The 16,374-nt window shown below is 73.9% G+C and carries 14 protein-coding genes; 6 read left to right on the forward strand and 8 right to left on the reverse strand.

Going from position 1 to position 16,374, the window contains the following annotated elements:
- On the reverse strand, positions 1-2,515 hold a 2,515-nt coding region (locus IE330_RS15450; protein ID WP_190136576.1), incomplete at its 3' end, for an ATP-binding protein.
- 677 nt (positions 2,516-3,192) lie between these two features.
- Here IE330_RS15450 and IE330_RS15455 point away from each other — a divergent pair.
- Both IE330_RS15455 and IE330_RS15460 read left to right on the forward strand, forming a co-directional pair.
- A complete protein-coding gene (locus IE330_RS15455) occupies positions 3,193-3,606 on the forward strand; it encodes an SRPBCC family protein (RefSeq protein WP_190136577.1) in 414 nt (137 codons plus the stop codon).
- A gap of 37 nt (positions 3,607-3,643) precedes the next feature.
- Entirely contained in the window at positions 3,644-4,657 is a 1,014-nt protein-coding gene (locus IE330_RS15460; RefSeq protein WP_190136578.1) for a DNA topoisomerase IB, read from the forward strand.
- Between the two features lie 48 nt (positions 4,658-4,705).
- Here IE330_RS15460 and IE330_RS15465 read toward each other — a convergent pair whose 3' ends face one another.
- Complete coding sequence (locus tag IE330_RS15465) at positions 4,706-6,127, reverse strand: aspartate aminotransferase family protein (protein ID WP_190136579.1); 1,422 nt, start codon at positions 6,125-6,127, stop codon at positions 4,706-4,708.
- A gap of 90 nt (positions 6,128-6,217) precedes the next feature.
- On the opposite strand from IE330_RS15465, the gene IE330_RS15470 reads away from it, so the two are divergent.
- Positions 6,218-7,126, forward strand: coding sequence for a LysR family transcriptional regulator (locus IE330_RS15470; protein WP_229925668.1), 909 nt, complete (start codon positions 6,218-6,220; stop codon positions 7,124-7,126).
- On the opposite strand, the gene IE330_RS15475 is transcribed toward IE330_RS15470, so the two are convergent.
- Complete coding sequence (locus IE330_RS15475; RefSeq protein WP_190136581.1) at positions 7,096-7,947, reverse strand: polysaccharide deacetylase family protein; 852 nt, start codon at positions 7,945-7,947, stop codon at positions 7,096-7,098. The two genes, IE330_RS15470 and IE330_RS15475, sit on opposite strands and share 31 nt — an antisense overlap.
- 317 nt (positions 7,948-8,264) lie before the next feature.
- Here IE330_RS15475 and IE330_RS15480 point away from each other — a divergent pair, with 317 nt between their 5' ends.
- The gene (locus IE330_RS15480; protein ID WP_190136582.1) at positions 8,265-8,630 is read left to right on the forward strand and encodes an STAS domain-containing protein; all 366 of its coding nucleotides are present in this window, start codon (positions 8,265-8,267) and stop codon (positions 8,628-8,630) included.
- Between the two features lie 12 nt (positions 8,631-8,642).
- Here the strand turns inward: IE330_RS15480 and IE330_RS15485 are convergent, their stop codons facing one another.
- A complete protein-coding gene (locus tag IE330_RS15485; RefSeq protein WP_190136583.1) occupies positions 8,643-9,392 on the reverse strand; it encodes a TetR/AcrR family transcriptional regulator in 750 nt (249 codons plus the stop codon).
- A 225-nt stretch (positions 9,393-9,617) separates the two neighbouring features.
- Here IE330_RS15485 and IE330_RS15490 point away from each other — a divergent pair, with 225 nt between their 5' ends.
- Positions 9,618-11,855: an MMPL family transporter gene (locus tag IE330_RS15490; protein WP_190136584.1), complete on the forward strand. Its 2,238-nt coding sequence runs from the start codon at positions 9,618-9,620 to the stop codon at positions 11,853-11,855.
- 136 nt (positions 11,856-11,991) lie between these two features.
- On the opposite strand, the gene IE330_RS15495 is transcribed toward IE330_RS15490, so the two are convergent.
- From IE330_RS15495 to IE330_RS15505, 3 genes are all read right to left on the reverse strand, one after another.
- The gene (locus IE330_RS15495; protein ID WP_190136585.1) at positions 11,992-12,468 is read right to left on the reverse strand and encodes a peptidase inhibitor family I36 protein; all 477 of its coding nucleotides are present in this window, start codon (positions 12,466-12,468) and stop codon (positions 11,992-11,994) included.
- Between the two features lie 236 nt (positions 12,469-12,704).
- The gene (locus IE330_RS15500) at positions 12,705-12,923 is read right to left on the reverse strand and encodes a hypothetical protein (RefSeq protein ID WP_190136586.1); all 219 of its coding nucleotides are present in this window, start codon (positions 12,921-12,923) and stop codon (positions 12,705-12,707) included.
- Between the two features lie 159 nt (positions 12,924-13,082).
- Positions 13,083-14,078, reverse strand: a complete 996-nt coding sequence (locus tag IE330_RS15505) for an alpha/beta fold hydrolase (protein ID WP_190136587.1) — start codon at positions 14,076-14,078, stop codon at positions 13,083-13,085.
- 278 nt (positions 14,079-14,356) lie between these two features.
- Between IE330_RS15505 and IE330_RS15510 the strand changes: the two genes are divergently transcribed.
- Positions 14,357-14,728, forward strand: coding sequence for a hypothetical protein (locus IE330_RS15510; RefSeq protein ID WP_190136588.1), 372 nt, complete (start codon positions 14,357-14,359; stop codon positions 14,726-14,728).
- Between the two features lie 45 nt (positions 14,729-14,773).
- On the opposite strand, the gene IE330_RS15515 is transcribed toward IE330_RS15510, so the two are convergent.
- Positions 14,774-16,216: an aldehyde dehydrogenase gene (locus IE330_RS15515; protein WP_190136589.1), complete on the reverse strand. Its 1,443-nt coding sequence runs from the start codon at positions 16,214-16,216 to the stop codon at positions 14,774-14,776.
- Between the last annotated feature and the right edge of the window lie 158 nt (positions 16,217-16,374).

Here is a 16,374-nt window from a genome sequence, read left to right on the forward strand (position 1 = left end):
GGGCCGCGGAGTAGGGCTGCGGCAGGGCCGCGTAGGCGGCGCGGGCCGCGCCGAAGGACACGGCGGCCTCCTCGGCGCGGCCGTGGCCTGCGGCCAGGACGCCGCGGCACGCGTCGAGGGCGGCCGCGGCGAGGGGGGCGTCGCGTCCCGCGATGCCGTCGGCCAGTTCCGCGGTGACCCGCTCCGCGTCGGCCAGGCCGCCGTCGTGGACCAGCGCGGCCACGGCCATCGGCGCCAGGTCCCCCGCCCACGCCCAGATGCCCTTGCGGCGGATCCTGGCGATGCCGCGCTCGGCCTCGACGCGGGCCTCGGTGTGCTCGCCCCGGGCCGCAAGGAGACGGACCATGGCGCCGGAGGCGGCCGCGAGGACGGGCGCCGGGGCGTTGTGGGGTGCCGAGAGCCCGGCCGCGCGCAGCTCCGTGGCGGCCTCGTCCCACTCGCCGCGCGTGGAGGCGAGCAGGCCGAGGACGAGGTGCGCGTCGGCCGCGATGCCCGAGACGCCCTGCACCGCGTCCAGGACGCGCCGGGCCCGCCCCGCGAGCCCCTGCCATCGGCCCTCGTACCAGTCCAGGCGCAGCGCGGTGCCCTCGACGATGCCCGAGAGGAACGCGGCGCCGCACTCGGTGGCCAGCCGCCGCCCGAGCCTGCGGAAGCGGTGGGCCGCGCGGTAGTGGCCGAGGCACGTGGCCGCGTCGGCGAAGTTGCCGCAGGCCCGGGCCACCTGGCGGCGGTCGCCCACGGGCCCGGCGGTGTCGATGAGGTGCTCGGCCTGCTCCCAGACCTCCGGGTCGCCCGCGTACATCGCCAGCGCCAGGTGGTTGGCCCGTACGGCGGTGCACACCGACGGGCCGGGCTCCCGGGCCGCGAGCCGTTCGGCCTGCTCGATCCAGTGCTCGTACACGTGGTAGGGGCGGTCGCCCCACGCCGGCATGGCCAGGGCGGCCATCCCGCGGGCGGCGAGGGCGGGCCGGTAGCGCAGTTCGTGGACCGCGCGCTCGGTGTCGATGCGGCCCTCCTCGTACCGGCCCGCCTGGTTGTAGAGCAGCAGCCCCAGGTGGAGCCGGATCTCGCCGCGCAGCCCCTCGGGCAGGTCCGGGTCCTGCACGATGCGGCGCAGCAGGGCCGTGGCCCTGCGGTGGGTGAGGCCGACGACCGCGTCCCGGCTGAGGTCGACCGCGATGCGGGCACAGGTCATGCGCCCCAGGCGGCCGTCGGACAGCAGCTCCTCCAGGATCTCCACGGCGAGGGTCAGGTCGCCCGTGCCGCGCGCCGAGGCCGCCGCCGCCTCGCCGTAGAGCTGCCACTGGGTGAGCTCGCCCGCCCGGCGGGCGTGGTGGGCGAGTTGCACCAGGGGCTGGGGTTCCTGTGCCGCCAGGGCCCGCATCGCGCGGTGGTGCAGCCTGCGCCGGTCGGGTCCCGGCAGGCTCGCGTAGACGGCTTGCTGGGCGAGGGCGTGCCGCAGCCCGTACTGGTCGTCGTCCCACTCGTGCAGGACACCGGCCAGGAGCGCCTCCCGTACGGCAGCCGCGTCCTGTGGCGACGCGGCCCTGCCCACCGTCCCGCGTACGACGTCGGCGAGGAGCGCCTCGCCGGCGGGGACGCGGAGCACGCAGGCGGCGTGCACGGTGGCGGTGGCCATCGGCGAGAGCACGCTCATGCGGTCGGCGATGGCTTCCTGCAGCGCGGTGGGGACCGTCAGCGCGTCCAGGGCCTCGTGCCCCGCCCGGCCGGTGCCGCGGAGGTCCACCGGCAGCGCGCGGACGACCTCCTCCACCACGAACGGGATGCCCGCGGTGCGCCGGTGCAGCTCGGCCGCCCACGCCTCGGAGACCTCGGGGGTGCCGGTGAGGGCGGCGCACAGGTCGCGTACGGCACCCACGTCCAGGGGGCCCAGCGCGAGGGTCACCGCCGTCGTGCCGGGCGGGTGACGGTAGGCGCGCCCCAAGGGCAGGCGGGCGCCGGGCAGTTCCTCGCGGCGGTGGCTGAGGACGACCGACAGCGCGTCCGGCGGGTCGTCCACCAGGAACCGCAGCAGGTCCCGGGTCCCGTCGTCGGCCCAGTGCAGGTCCTCCACGACCAGCACGGCCGGGCCGGCCGCGTCGAGCAGCGCGCGCACCGCGCGGAACAGCCGGTGTCCGCGCGCCCGCGGGTCGTGCAGGGGCTCGGGCGCGGGCGGCAGCCGGTCGGCGAGCTCCGGCAGGTAGGGGCGGAGCGCGCCGCACACCGGGTCGAGCGCGGCGGGCACCGCGTCGGCCAGGTGGCGCAGCAGGTCGAGGACCGGCCCGTACGGGAAGGGCTCGCGCAGCGGACGGCACCGCCCCACCAGAACGCGGCGGCCCCGCACGGCGGGGTGGCGCAGCGCCTGGTGGATCAGTCGGGTCTTGCCGATGCCGGCCTCTCCCTCGACGAGGGCCACGGACGGCGGGCGCGCCACCGCGTCCACGAGGGAGCGCAGTTCCTCCGCTCGGCCGATGAGAACGGGCGTTTCCGGGGTGCGCAGAAGGGAGGCGGTCATGAGGGGCTCCGGCCTGTGGGGGTCCGTTGCGCGCACGGGGTGGGCGACGCGTGCGTACCGCGGCGCCAGCGTGAAGTTATGCCTGGCGAGGGGCGCCTCGCAAGACTGTGGCGGCGGGCCGGTCCGGTGGGCGGCGCGGGGGCGGGGCTCGTGGCAACGGGCCCGGGGCGCGTGTGGCGCAGGGGTTCGGGCCGGACTACCGGATCCTGCCGGACGAGGCGCTGGATGACCACGGGGCACCCCCGCGGCGCGGAGGGGTGCTCGGCGCGCTCCCCGGCCTGTACTACGCCGGGCTGCCCGTCGGCGGCTCCCTGGCACCGGTGGCCGTCGGCGCCGGCGTGGACGACGGTCGGTTCCTCGCCCGCCAGACATACGCCGACCACGTCCCGCGCCCGGGCTCGGCGGAATCCCTGGTGGTGTCGTGCGGGCCTCGGCGCATCGGCCGCGTGCGCGCCCGTCCCCTCCGCCACCGGGAAGCCCGGTGCGCGCAAGGCGCGCGGACGCCGCCGTCCTGCGGTACGTTGCCGCTACTTTCACCAGCGCAAAGGCATCGAGGTCGCGGTGGGGCCGGGTGCCGTCGTCGTGGCCGGCGTGGGACACCTGGCTTAGGCCGGGCGGAGCAGGGCACGCGTGCGCTGTACGTCCCGAACAGCCCCGAAGAGCAAGGACCGTACGCGATGACCGAGTACGAGCGTTCCCGCACGATGCCCGCCCAGCCCGAGCACGTCTTCGACCAGGCCGCCAACGTCGACCAGCTCGACACCTGGCTGCCGCGGGACCTGCACGTGGAGGCCGGGGAGCCGCCGGCCGTCACCGTGCACGACGACCGTGCCGACGAGGACTCCTCGGCCGTGCTGCGCTCCCGGCGCGACCAGATGCGGCTGGAGTGGGGCACCCGCGACCACGGCGGCTACACCGGCTGGCTGCAGGTCGCCGGCGGGGCCACCGGCACCAGCGAGGTCACCGTGCACCTGTCGTTCTTCGACGACAGCCACGACCCGGGCGAGCAGGCCGTGACCGAGGCTCTGGACTCCAGCCTCCGGCGCCTGGAGGAACAGGTGCGGCTGCGCGTCGACAACGCCGCCGGCTGACCCCGTCCCCGTCCCCCGACCTCGCGAGGAGGCCCGATTGCGTCTTTACCACAGTCGTCCCACCGAGCCGGGTTACACCCGCAAACGGCACGGGCGCGGCTTCCGGTACCTCGACCCGCAGGGCCGTTCCCTGCGGGACGCCGAGGAGCTGGAGCGCATCAAGGCGCTGGTGATCCCGCCCGCCTGGCGGGACGTCTGGATCTGCCGCAGGGCGAGCGGGCACCTGCAAGCGGTGGGGACCGACGCCGCCGGGCGGCGCCAGTACCTGTACCACCCGCAGTTCCGCGCCGAGCAGGAGGAGGCCAAGCACGAGCACGTGCTCGACGTCGCGGAGCGGCTGCCGGAGGTCAGGACCGCCGTGGAGGCGCACCTCAGCGAGCGCGGCCTGAGCCGGGAGAAGGTGCTCGCCACCGCCGTGCGCCTGCTCGACCTGGGGTTCTTCCGCATCGGCAGCGACCGCTACGTCACCGCGAACGACTCCTACGGCCTGACCACCCTGCTGCGCGAGCACACGCGGTGCCGCGGCGGCCAGGTGGTGTTCACCTACACGGCCAAGGGCGGCAAGGAGCGGGTCCAGGCGGTGGCGGACCCCCCGACGTGCCGTGCCGTCAACGCGCTGCTGCACCGCCGCAGCGGCGGCGATCGGCTGTTCGCGTACTGGGAGCGTCCCGCCTGGCACGAGGTCAGCGGGGCGGACGTCAACGCCTATCTGAAGGGCCTGGCCGGTCTGGAGATCACCGCCAAGGACTTCCGCACCTGGCACGCCACCGTCATGGCCGCCGTGGCCCTCGCCGTGTCGCAGCGGGTGGCGCACAGCGAGACCGCCCGTCGCCGCGCCATCAGCCGCGCCGTCAAGGAGGTCGCCGGGTACCTCGGCAACACCCCCGCCGTCTGCCGCGCCTCGTACATCAACCCCCGGGTCGTCGAGCTGTACGAGGAGGGCGTCACGGCGGCCTCCGCGCTGCCGGACCTGGGCGCCGAGGGCTCGTACGGCACTCCGGCGACCCAGGGCGCGGCCGAGCGGGCGGTGCTCCGCATGCTGCGCGGGTGAGGCGCCGCCCCGGACCGCCGCGGGTGCCGTCCGGTCGGCCGTAGGGGGTCAGAGGGTCGCCGCGGCCTCGCCGATGGCGGTGTCCAGGATGGACAGGCCCAGGGACAGCTCGTCCTCGGTGGCGGTGAGGGGCGGGGCCATGCGCAGGACGCCGCCCATGCCGGGGAGCTGGACGATGTTCATGTGCAGGCCGAGTTCGAAGCAGCGCCGGGTGACCAGGGCGCCCAGCTCGTCGGAGCCCTGCTTGGTCGCGCGGTCGGCGACGAGTTCGAGCCCGGCGAGCAGGCCCCGGCCACGGATGTCCCCGACGACCGCGTGCCGCGCGGCGATGTCGTCCAGGCCCTGGCGGAGGAACGTACCGAGGGACCGCGCGCGGCGGTCGAGGCCGTCGCGGGCCAGGACGTCGAGGACGGTGTTGCCGACGGCGGCGACGAGCGGGTCGGAGACGTGCGTGGTGAAGAAGAGGAAGCCGCGGTCGTGGGCCTCCTGCTCGATCTCGGCGCTGGTGACGACCGCGGCGAGGGGCAGTCCCGCCCCGAGCGTCTTGGACAGGGTGAGGATGTCGGGGACGACGCCATCGCGTTCGAAGGCGTACCACGTGCCCGTGCGGCACAGGCCGGTCTGGGCCTCGTCGAGGATCAGCAGCATGCCGCGCTCCCGGCACTTGTCGCGCAGGGCGGCGAAGTAGCCGGGCGGCGGTTCGACGATGCCGCCGGAGCTGAGGATCGGTTCGACGAGGCACGCGGCGAGGCTGCCGGTCGACTGGGCGTCGATCAGGTCGAAGGCGGAGTCGAGCTGGCGGCGCCAGTCCAGGGAGCCGTCGGCCGCGGTGACGTCGGGCCGGTACGCGTTGGGCACGGGGATGGCGAAGTTGCCGGGCGCGCCCGGACCGTAGCCCTTGCGGCCCGCGCTGTACGTGGCGGACGCGGCGGCCTGGGTCATGCCGTGCCAGGACCGCGCGAACGAGACGATCTCGTGGCGGCCGGTGACGAGCTTGGCCATCCGGAGCGCGGCCTCGTTCGACTCGGCGCCGGTGGTCAGCAGCAGCGCCTTCTCCAGCGGTGCGGGCAGGGTGTCGGCCAGGCGGCGGGCGAGGTCGACCACCGGGCGGCTGAGCATGCCGCTGAAGAGGTGGTCGAGGGTCGCGACCTGCCGCTGGACGGTCTCGACGATCTCCGGGTGGGCGTGGCCGAGGATCGCGCTCATCTGGCCGGAGGTGAAGTCGAGGATCTTCCGGCCCTCGGCCGTGTACACGAAGCTTCCGGCGGCCCGCTCGATGATCGCGGGGGTGAACGCGCCGCCGTAGCGGACGAGGTGCCGCTCGGCGTCGGACCAGAAGGCCTCGTCGGACGCCGGGGCAGTGGTCGCCGGGTCGGTGGCCGCCGGGGCGGCGGAGGTCTCCGGCGCGGCAGCGGTGGCGGGTGGCGGCACGGGGACCGTGGACGGCCCGGTGGAGGTCGAAGGAGCCATGCGGTCGACGGTAGGACGCGCCCGAGCGACACGTCCATCTCACATTTCCGGCTCTCCTGTTCGGCAAACCCGTACAACAATGGCGGCGTGATGAACCCTTGGAGACTGCGGCTGCTGAGCCAGTTGGACACGCTGGGCACGGTGCGGGCGGTGGCCCAGGCCGCCAGCATGAGCCCGTCGAGCGTGTCCCAGCAGCTCGCCGTCCTCGAAGCCGAGACCCGCACGCGGTTGCTGGAGCGGACGGGCCGCCGGGTGCGGCTGACCTCCGCCGGGGTGATCCTGGCGCGGCGGGCGCGGGCGCTCCTGGACCACATGGAGAGCGTCGAGGAGGAGCTGCGCGGCTTCGGCGAGGAGCCGGCCGGGCTGGTGCGCCTCGGCGCCTTCCAGTCCGCGATCCACACGATGGCCGTGCCCGCGGTGACGCGCCTGGCGCGTGAGCACCCGCACCTCGACGTGGAGCTGCTGCAACTGGAGCCGCACGAGAGCATGCCCGCGCTGCGGGGCGGGGACGCGGACCTCATCATCACGACGACGGACTTCGACGAGCTGCCGCTCGGCCCCGACCTCGACCTGGTGCCGCTGGCCACGGACCCGGTGCTCCTTGTGGTCCCGCCCGGGCACCCCGTGACGGGGCGCGCCGGCGCCGTGGACCTCGCGGCCTGCGCCGACGAGCCGTGGGCGTTCGACATGCCGCAGTCGTACATGGCGAACCTCGCGCGGCGCCTGTGCCGGCAGGCCCGGTTCGAGCCGCGCGTGGTGTGCCGGTTCAGCAACTACATGATGACGCTCCAGCACGTGGAGGCCGGGCTGTCCATCGCGCTGCTGCCCGGCCTGGCGGTCGACCGCCGCTACCGCGTCGCCACCCGGGAGCTGGCGACACCCGTGACGCGTACGATCACGGCGGCCGTCCGCCGCGGCTCACCGCCCCGCGCGGCGGTGCGCGTCGTCCTGGACGCGCTGCGCCGCCCTCAGGACCTGCCGCTGCCCGGCGCGGAGTGAGGGCCGGGACCGCCGGAGGGTGTGAGGAGGGTGCGCAGGTCGACGACGCGGTAGCCGCGGGCGCGGAGCGCGTCGAGGATCGGCCGCAGGGCCAGGGCGTCGATCACCTCGGTGCGGCCCTCGGACGCGCCGACGTGCATCTGGAGGATCGCGCCCGGACGCAGGGCGTCCACCGCCCGGCGCACCGCGCCGTCCACGGTCATGCCGCCCTCGGTGCCCTTCCACCCGTTGGTGTCGGTGGTGAACTCGATGTCGGCGAAGCCCAGCGCGTTGACCTCCTTGATGTGCGCCGGTCTTGTCTCGCCGTAGGGGAACCGGAAGAACGGGGTCAGGGCGTCTCCCGCTCCGGCGGCGCGCAGCGCCCGGTCCGCCGCCCGGACCTCCCGCCTGCGTCCGGCGGCGGTCAGGTCCTTGAAGTAGGGGTGGCTGTAGGAGTGGTTGCCCAGGCCGTGCCCGGCCGCCGCGACCTTCCGGACCGCCCCGGGGAGGCGGTCGGCGAAGTCGCCGGTCAGGAAGTACGTGGCGGGTGTGCGCCGGCGGGCGAGCTCACCGAGGACGCGGTCCAGGCCGGCGTCGTTCCAGGCCGCGTTGAACGTCACCGCGACCACCCGTTCACGCGTACGGATCACGCGGTTCTCCGAGCCGAACAGCGCCCGCAGCCCGGTGCCGTCGGCGGGGGCCGCGGGGTGCGGCGTCCGGGCCCGGGCTGCCGCCGCGGTGGCCCCGGCACCGGGCAGCGCGTTCCAGGCGGCGGCGAGCAGTCCGGCGGTCACCGTACGGCGGGGGACGGGACGGTGGGCGAGGGGGACGTGTGTTTTCATGCCACCGTCATCGGCCATTCGGCACGCGCCCTTGACGAGGGATCCGGCGAACCCCTGTCCGGGACGGGCCGCGCCGACGGTGTGACCATGGCATATACCGAATGCTCGGCCTGCGCCGGAGAGGAGACGCGGACCTGCGCGAAGCGCCACAATGCGTGAGAAGTGTTTCCGGTGTTCCGGCGTCGGTGCCCGTCGTCGGCGCCGGCGGTGAGGGGGGTCGTCGAGGCCGTGGGCAGCGAAGCCACAGGATGGACCGTCCTCACCGACCACGCGCCGGACACCGCGCCGCCGGCCGGTTGAGACCGGCGGCGGCTGCGATGGGTCAGGAATCCGCGCCCCGGCTGGTGGTCCGTCATGTGCCCGCGGGCCGCTCCGCGGTGCTGATGTGCCTGTCGGGTGAACTGGACCTCGACACCACCGCCCTGCTGCGCGACGAGGTGGTGCTGGTGGCGTCGCGCCCACGGGACCACCGCGTGCTGCTGCTGGAGCTGTCCGCCCTCACCTACTGCGACAACGCGGGCCTCTACGCCCTGGTGGGCGTCTGCCAGGCGCTGGAAGCGGTCGGCATCGCGGTCAGCGTCATCGAGACCGGGGTGGTCACCCGCGCGGCCATCGCCCGCGCGGGGCTGGAGGACCGCCTCCCCCTGCGGGACCTCGGCGACACGACGACTCTGTCCGCGTGACCGGCACCGGAGCTACACGGGCGGGGGCGGGGCCGCCGCGGGGATGCGGCGGTGGATGTCCTCGACCATGTCCCGCATCGCCGTGTGGAAGAGCTCGCCCTGGTGGTCGCCGAGGAACGAGGTGTGCCCGAAGACCTCCAGGACGACGAGGCCGTGCATGTGGCCCCAGGCGCCGAGCAGGAGGGAGACCGCGGCGGGCGGCAGGTCGCCGAGGCCGTCCGGCGGCAGTCCTTCCAGGTGTGCCCGGAATGAGGGCGTGAGGGCCCGGGTGTCGGCGGTGGCGAGCTGGGCCGGGGTGAACCCGTCGAACATCTCCCGCTGGAAGACCGTGGTCATGCGGCGCAGGGCCCGGGTGGTGGGGCCGTCGGCGGGAGCCCGGTAGGACCGCAGCGGCGCTCCGTACAGGAGTTGGAACAGCTCCGGGTGCGCGACGGCCCAGCGCCGGTAGCCCTCGGCCGCGACGACCAGGCGTGGCGTGGCGCGGTCCTCGGGCGCCGCGTCGACGGCTGCCTGCACGGCGTCGGCCAGGTCGTCGTACGCCTTGGTGATGAGCGCGGTGACCAGGTCGTCCCGGCTCGGGAAGTAGTGGTAGAGCGCCTGCACGGTCATGCCCAGGCTGCGGGCGACGGCGCGCAACGACAGGGCGTGCGGACCCCGTTCGACGATCTGCTGCTCGGCGGCGCCCAGGATCTCCTGCCGGGCGACGGCGCGGCGCCGCTGCCGCAGGGAGGGCACGGCCGCCGCGGGTTCCTCGGGAGACATGCGGTGACCGTACGACGGCCGGCCCCTGGATGACCACGGGCAGGAGCCGTGCTGTGAAAAAAATCTAACACTGCCAAAACTTCTTGTCCCTCGCTAGCGTCGACACCGGCGGCCCGGAACGCGCGCTCCTCCCTCGCCTTTCGCCTCTCCCCCTCTCCCTCCCTCTCGTCCCGACCCGACTGCCCGACGCCCCTGCGCGTGACAGAAACCCGAAGGAGACAGTGCGTGTTCGAACGCATAGCCGAACTGGCGATCCGCCGGTCCCGGTCGGTACTCGTGGTCGCCGCCCTCGCGGTGGCGCTCATGGGTGTGGTGGGCGCCGGGGCGTTCAGCAAACTGGTGGAAGGCGGCAACGACGACCCCCACTCCCCCTCCACGAAGGCCGCGCAGGTCATCGAGGACAAGTTCGGCGGGGAGACCAACCTCGTCCTCCTGGTCCGCCCGCGGGGCCGGGTCGACTCCCCCGCGGCCGAACGGGCCGGGCGGGCGCTCGCCGCGGACCTGAGGAAGGACCGGCACCTCGACAACGTGATCTCGTACTGGGAGGCGGGCAGTTCGGCCCTGCGCTCCGAGGACGGCCGCGAGGCGATGGTGCTCGCCCATGTGAAGGGCGGCGACACCGAGCGCGGGAAGAACGCCAAGGCCGTCATCGACGCCTACACCGGCTCGTACGAGGGCGGGTTGAGCGTCCGGGCCGGGGGCGGCGCGGCCGTGGGCAACGACCTGGCGGCGCAGGTGCCCAAGGACCTCCTGCTGGCGGAGGCCGTCGCCGTCCCGCTGACGCTGGTCCTGCTTTTGGTCGTCTTCGGCAGTGTGGTCGCGGCCCTGCTGCCGCTGGTGATCGGCCTCGTCGCGATCGCGGGCACGTTCGCCGAACTCGCCCTGCTCGGCGCTGTCACGGACGTGTCGATCTTCGCGACCAACCTGACCACGGCCCTGGGTCTCGGGCTCGGCATCGACTACGCCCTGCTGATGATCAGCCGGTTCCGGGAGCAGCTCAGGACCGGGGCGGACGTGCCCGACGCCGTCCGCGTCACCGTGCGCACCGCGGGCCGCACCGTCGCGTTCTCGGCCGCGACGGTGGCCGTGGCGCTCGCCGCGCTGCTGGTGTTCCCGCAGTACTTCCTCCGCTCGTTCGCCTACGCGGGGGTCGGGGTGGTCCTGATCGCCGCCGTCGGCACGCTGTTCGTGATGCCCGCCCTGCTCGCCGTGCTGGGGCACCGGGTCGACAAGGGACGGCTGCCCTGGGCCGGGGAGGGGCGGGACAGCGGCGGTACGCCGTTCTGGGGGCGGCTCGCGGGCACCGTCATGCGCCGGCCCGCGCTCACCGCGCTGCCGGTGCTCGCGGTGCTGCTCCTGGCCGCGAGCCCGCTGCTCGGCATCGGCTTCGGCACGCCGGACGAGCGGGTGCTGCCGGAGAACGCCGAGAGCCGCCAGGTCGCCGCCGCGCTGCGGGAGGACTTCGACGGCAACGACGACGCGGCCGTCCACGTCGTCGTCGACCGGGCCGTCGAGCGGGCCCCGCTGATGGCGTACGCGACCGAGTTGTCCCGGCTCGACGGCGTGGTCCGCGTCGAGGCCTCCACGGGCACCTACGTCGACGGGAGGCCGGGACCGGCCGCACCCGGGGGCGCCGCGCTCGGCCGCCCCGACGCCCAGCGGATCAACGTCGTGGGCGGGCTGACGCCGAAGTCCGCCGCGGCCGAACGCCTGGTGGCGGACGTCCGCGGCGTGACGCCGCCCGCCGGGGCCCGCCCGCTGGTCGGCGGCAGCGACGCGGAGCTGGTGGACTCCAAGAAGTCCATCGGCGGTCGGCTCCCCCTCGCCGTGGCCCTGGTCGCCGTCAGCACCTTCCTGCTGCTGTTCCTCTTCACCGGGAGCGTGCTGCAGCCGCTGCGCGCCCTCGTCCTCAACGCGATCAGCCTGGGGGCGGCCCTCGGCGTCATGACGTGGATCTTCCAGGACGGCCACCTCGCCTCGCTGCTCGGCTTCACCCCGCAGCCGATGGAGACCGCGATGACGGTGCTGATGTTCTGCATCGCCTTCGGTCTCTCGATGGACTACGAGGTGTTCGTGACCAGCCGCATCAAGGAGCTCCACGACCGGGGCGAGAGCACCGGGTCCGCCGTGGTCCAGGGCCTCGGGCACACGGGGCGGATCGTCAGCGCGGCGGCCTGCCTGCTGGCGGTGAGCTTCTTCGCCTTCGGCACGGCGCAGGTCAGCTTCATGCAGATGTTCGGCCTGGGCAGCGGCCTCGCCGTCCTCATCGACGCCGTGGCCGTGCGCGGGGTGCTCCTGCCCGCCGCGATGCGGCTGCTCGGCCGCCGGGCGTGGTACGCGCCCGGGTTCCTGCGCGGCCTGCACGGGCGCTTCGGCCTCAGCGAGGGCGGCCCGGCGGACGCTCCCGCCGCGGCGAAGGCCGTGGCCGGTACGCCACGCGGGCGGAACTCCGCCGGAGTCTGACACCGCGGACCGCTGTCCCGGCCGTGCCCGCCTCCGTCCCCGTCGGAGGCGGGCCCACGCACCCCGCGGCCGGGAGGTGTCGTCGCGGCCGGACACGCCATGGAGCGCCCCCCGGCAGCCGCAGCGGGCCGGGCTGTTACGGGCAGAGGATGCGCATGGACGACAGCCTGTCGTTGAGGTGGGCGTCCGGGGTGCCGAAGGCGTAGTCGCCCTTCGCGCCCCACTGCCACGACGACGCGACGTCCAGCAGGGAGGGGTGCAGCTCCCCGTTGGGGTCGTCCCAGAACTCCACCTGGCACTGCGAGTTGTTCAGCCAGGACGACACCTGGTTGTCGGCCGGCTCGTGGTTCATGAAGTGGGTGTTGGTGAGCCTGACTATCTTCGAGTTGCCGCCCGCCGGAGGCGGGGTCACGATCACCTTCGAACCCGTCCCGCCTCCGTTCTGGTACAGGCAGAGCGCCCACGCCGGGCAGCCGTCGTACGGGGGGTTCGCCGCGGACGCCGGTGCCGCCGAGAGGAGCAGAGCCGCTCCGGCGGCCGCGCTCGCGAGGGCGGCAGTCGTGGCCTTGACAGCCCTCGCCGTCTTCGCCGTCTTAGCCGTCTTCAGTGTCATGGGTTTCCGCTTTCTGGTGGAGGGCCGATCTGGGGGCGGAGATCGCTCCGGGTGGCCGGTGCGTGTCGGTCGCGGTACCGCGGACGGCGTGAGCGGCTCGTTCTCCCCGGTAGCTCCGCACGGCTACTTCGCCGTGTCACACCTGATCCTTGACAGGGTGGAACGTGTGAGTGCGGGCACACGTTAGCAGAGATACGTGTGCCCATGGTGCGGTGTCGCGCGTGCGCTTGCCCCGGTTATAGCCCCAGGTCCAGCGCGAGGCACGAGTAGTACTTCCACGAGCCCTCGGAACGGTACGGGACGGCGCCGCCGGCGTTCGGGCCCGTCTCCACCCCTTCGGTCATGTCCTCGAAACGGATGCGCTCCGGCAGCGCCCCGAAGCGGGCGTGCCGCGCCGCCGCGCCGGTGTCGCCGGTGTCGCCGGTGTCGCCGGTCGTCTTCTCGTACCTGCTCATGCGGGATCTCCACTTCGCTGTCGTGCGCGGACGTGTCCGCGGGCGTCCGGGGCGGTGTCGGCCCGCGCCTCCGTTCGTCACCGGCCAAAGCAGTGACGCCACAAGAGGCACGCGTACCGAGTGTGTGCAGCAGGGGCATGCCGGGATGCGTGCCGCCGGTCATCCCATGGCGGCGACTTCGAGGATCGCGTCGGTGAAGGCATCGGGCTGCTCCTGCGGGAGGTTGTGGCCGGCGCCCGGGACGACGTAGTGGGTCCAGGGGCCCGTGAAGTGCGCGGCGTACCGGCTGCCGTCGGTCGGCGGGCTGATGCCGTCGTCCTGGCCGTCCAGGGTGACGGTGGGGACCGTGATCTCCGGCTGGTCCAGCAGTTGTCGCTCCCGACCGGCGTACGCGGGGTCGCCCGGGGCGGCGGCCAAGCGGTGGCGATAGCTGTGGAGCACCACGTCGACGTAGTCGGGGTTGCCCCACAGCGTCGCCGCTTCCGCGAACTCGGCCTCACTGAACCGCCAGGCGGGCGAGTTCCGGCGCCAGACGACGCGCGCCAGGCCCTCCCGGTCACGCCGGAGTCCCCTGTGCCCGCGCTCGGTGAGGAAGTAGAAGAAGTACCAGGCGCCTTCCTCCCGTGCGGGAGCGAGGGGCTCCCGGGCGGTGGCGAGGTTCTGGATGAGGTATCCGTTGACCGTGACGAGGCCCGCGCACCGCTCGGGCCACAGGGCCGCCGCGACACACGCGGCCCGCCCGCCCCAGTCATACCCGCCGAACAGGGCCTGGGACACCCCCAAGGCGTCCATGAAGGCGATCACGTCCGCACCCAGTGCCGCCTGCTGGCCGGAGCGGAAGGTGCCCCCGCGCCGGAAGCGGGTCCGCCCGTGGCCGCGCAGGTAGGGGACGTAGCAGCGGTACCCGCGCCGGGCAAGGGCCGGCGCCACCTCGGCGTAGGAGCCGACAGGGCTGAACGGCCAACCGTGCAGCAGGATCACCGGCGTGCCGCCGGCCGGGCCGACGGCGTGGTAGGCGATGTCCAGTACGTCCGTACGGGCCCGCAGCACGGGACCCAGCTCGTGCGCGGCACGGGCGGCCGCGCCGTCGGCCGCTTTCACACCCGGGGCCGCTGCCGCCCGCCCGGCCCGGCTGAACCTCACGTCACTGCTCATGTCGTTGCCTCTCCCCACCGCCCCGGGGCGCGCGAGCTCCTCGCACACCGAACGTCCGCGTCACTGCTTCAACTGGTTACGAGCATTCTGGCATCCGGCCCCCCGCGTCAAGAGCGGAGCGCAACATCGAGAAGAGCAGACGCACACATGTGTGTTGGCCGGATCCGCCCTCATGGCTACATGTTTGAAGATGCAAGAATGTATCGCCGGGCGCGGGCCGGTTCTCATCGACCCTTGCCAACAGGCATCGTCCATACGCACGGAAAGCTGGTCGCCGCATGGTCATACGTAAAATCCCACTCCGGCGCACCGTCGTCGCCGCCGCCCTGAGCACGGTTCTGGCCGGCCTCGGCACGGGCACGGCCACGGCCACGGCGAGTGCCGCCGACTGGCCGCCGCTGCGGGAGGGCGCACACCTCTACACGGGTACGCACGGTACGGGGACGGTGTCGAGGGTCGACCTCGACGACGTCGGCACGTGTCACACGTCGTCCGCGCCGTCCCGTTCCGTCCAGGTCGTCACCGGTTCGTCGTCCGTGGTGCTGTACCCGGGTGCCGACTGCACGGGCGCTTCGCCGTGGAGCACCGGCTCCCTGGCGCGGGCCGACCTGCCGTGGGCTGCGTGGAGCTACCGCGTGGTGCCCGCGTGACCCCGCCGTCGGGGAGCGGGCACCTCGCCGTGCCGGGCGCCGGGGTCACACGGTGATGGTCTGGTACTCGGTGTAGGTGCCGAGCCCGACGGCGCCGAACTCCCGCCCGATACCGCTGGCCTTGAAGCCGCCGAAGGGGCCGTCGAAGCCGACGGAGGCGCCGTTGACCGTCACGGTGCCGGCGCGCACGCGGCGGGCGACCGCCAGGGCGCGCTCCTCGTCGGCCGACCACACCCCGCCGGAGAGGCCGTACTCGGAGTCGTTGGCGATGCGTACGGCGTCGTCCTCGTCGTCGTAGGCGATGACGACGAGGACCGGGCCGAAGATCTCCTCCCGCGCGATCCGCATGGAGTTGTCGACGTCGGCGAAGAGTGTGGGCGTGACGTAGTTGCCCTTCTCCAGCCCCTCGGGGACGTGCGGGCCGCCGGTGACCAGGCGCGCCCCTTCCGCGATGCCGAGCCTGATGTAGTCGCGCACCCGCTCCTGCTGGTCGGGGCGGATCAGCGGGCCGATGAAGGTGTCGGGGTCGTCGGGGGCGCCGACCTTCAGGGACTCCATCATCTCCCGCAGCCCGGCCACGACCTCCTCGTACCGGCTGCGCGGGGCGAGGATCCGGGTCTGCGCTATGCACGACTCGCCGTTGTTGAGCAAGGAGTGGGACTTCAGGCCCGCGACCACCCGGGGCAGGTCGGCGTCGGGGAGGATGATCGCGGCGGACTTGCCGCCGAGCTCCAGGCTGACCCGCTTGAGCCGCTCGCCGGCGAGGGAGGCGATGCGGCGGCCGGCCCGCGTCGACCCCGTGAAGGCGATCTTGTCGACTTCCTCGTGCGTCACCAGGTGCTCACTGGTCCCCCGGTCCGCGGGCAGGACGCTGATGACGCCCTCGGGCAGGCCCGCCCGGTCGAGGAGTTCGGCGAGGAGGCCCATGCTGAGCGAGTTCTCCGGGGAGACCTTGAGGACCACGCTGTTCCCCGCGAGCAGAGCCGGGACGACCTTCGTGGTGGCCGACGAGAACGGGGAGTTCCACGGGATCACCGCCGCCACGACGCCGATCGCCTCGCGGCGCACCACGCTGCGCACCGTGGAGGCCGGGTCGGAGGGGGTGAGCGTCCGCTCCCAGTCGAACTCCGCCGCCGCTTGCAGATAGGCCCGCGCCTGCCGGGTGAGGCCCGCCTGACCGGCGCGAGTGAACCAGGCGGCCGAACCGTTCTCCAGCGAGATCAGCCGCGCGATCCTCTCCGCGCTCTCCTCGCGCAGCGTGTTGAACCGCCGCAGGGCGGCGATGCGTTCGGCCGGTGGCGTCAGACGCCACGTGCCCGCCTCGAAGGCCCTCCGCGCCCCGGCCACGGCCCGGTCGACGTCCGCCGGCCGCGCCTGGGCGGCGCGGCCGATCACCGAGCGGTCGTGCGGCGAGGCGATGTCGAGCAGCTCCGGGCTGCTCGGCTCGACCCAGGTGCCTCCGATGAACAAGCGGTCGTAGGTGAGCATCAGTTCTCCCTCTTCTGTGGCCGCGGACTGGGATTTCCGGTAAGCCGCCCGGGGTCTGCGGGGTCACGGCCGGTGCCTCCGTCGCGTCGAGCTGTTCGACGGCGACCTCCCTAACTGTCACACCAACGTAGCAGTTGCTGCTACTAGCGACACCCGAA

Origin of the sequence: Streptomyces longispororuber (assembly GCF_014656095.1) — a bacterium.
Classification (GTDB): domain Bacteria; phylum Actinomycetota; class Actinomycetes; order Streptomycetales; family Streptomycetaceae; genus Streptomyces; species Streptomyces longispororuber.

Bases quoted from the DNA above. Each gene is read 5' to 3' on its own strand.
- IE330_RS15500 (WP_190136586.1), bottom strand. From the start codon at position 12,923: ATGAGCAGGTACGAGAAGACGACCGGCGACACCGGCGACACCGGCGAC.
- IE330_RS15480 (WP_190136582.1), top strand. From the start codon at position 8,265: ATGGGTCAGGAATCCGCGCCCCGGCTGGTGGTCCGTCATGTGCCCGCG.
- IE330_RS15485 (WP_190136583.1), bottom strand. From the start codon at position 9,392: ATGTCTCCCGAGGAACCCGCGGCGGCCGTGCCCTCCCTGCGGCAGCGG.
- IE330_RS15465 (WP_190136579.1), bottom strand. From the start codon at position 6,127: ATGGCTCCTTCGACCTCCACCGGGCCGTCCACGGTCCCCGTGCCGCCA.
- IE330_RS15505 (WP_190136587.1), bottom strand. From the start codon at position 14,078: ATGAGCAGTGACGTGAGGTTCAGCCGGGCCGGGCGGGCGGCAGCGGCC.
- IE330_RS15470 (WP_229925668.1), top strand. From the start codon at position 6,218: ATGAACCCTTGGAGACTGCGGCTGCTGAGCCAGTTGGACACGCTGGGC.
- IE330_RS15495 (WP_190136585.1), bottom strand. From the start codon at position 12,468: ATGACACTGAAGACGGCTAAGACGGCGAAGACGGCGAGGGCTGTCAAG.
- IE330_RS15510 (WP_190136588.1), top strand. From the start codon at position 14,357: ATGGTCATACGTAAAATCCCACTCCGGCGCACCGTCGTCGCCGCCGCC.
- IE330_RS15455 (WP_190136577.1), top strand. From the start codon at position 3,193: ATGACCGAGTACGAGCGTTCCCGCACGATGCCCGCCCAGCCCGAGCAC.
- IE330_RS15475 (WP_190136581.1), bottom strand. From the start codon at position 7,947: ATGAAAACACACGTCCCCCTCGCCCACCGTCCCGTCCCCCGCCGTACG.
- IE330_RS15515 (WP_190136589.1), bottom strand. From the start codon at position 16,216: ATGCTCACCTACGACCGCTTGTTCATCGGAGGCACCTGGGTCGAGCCG.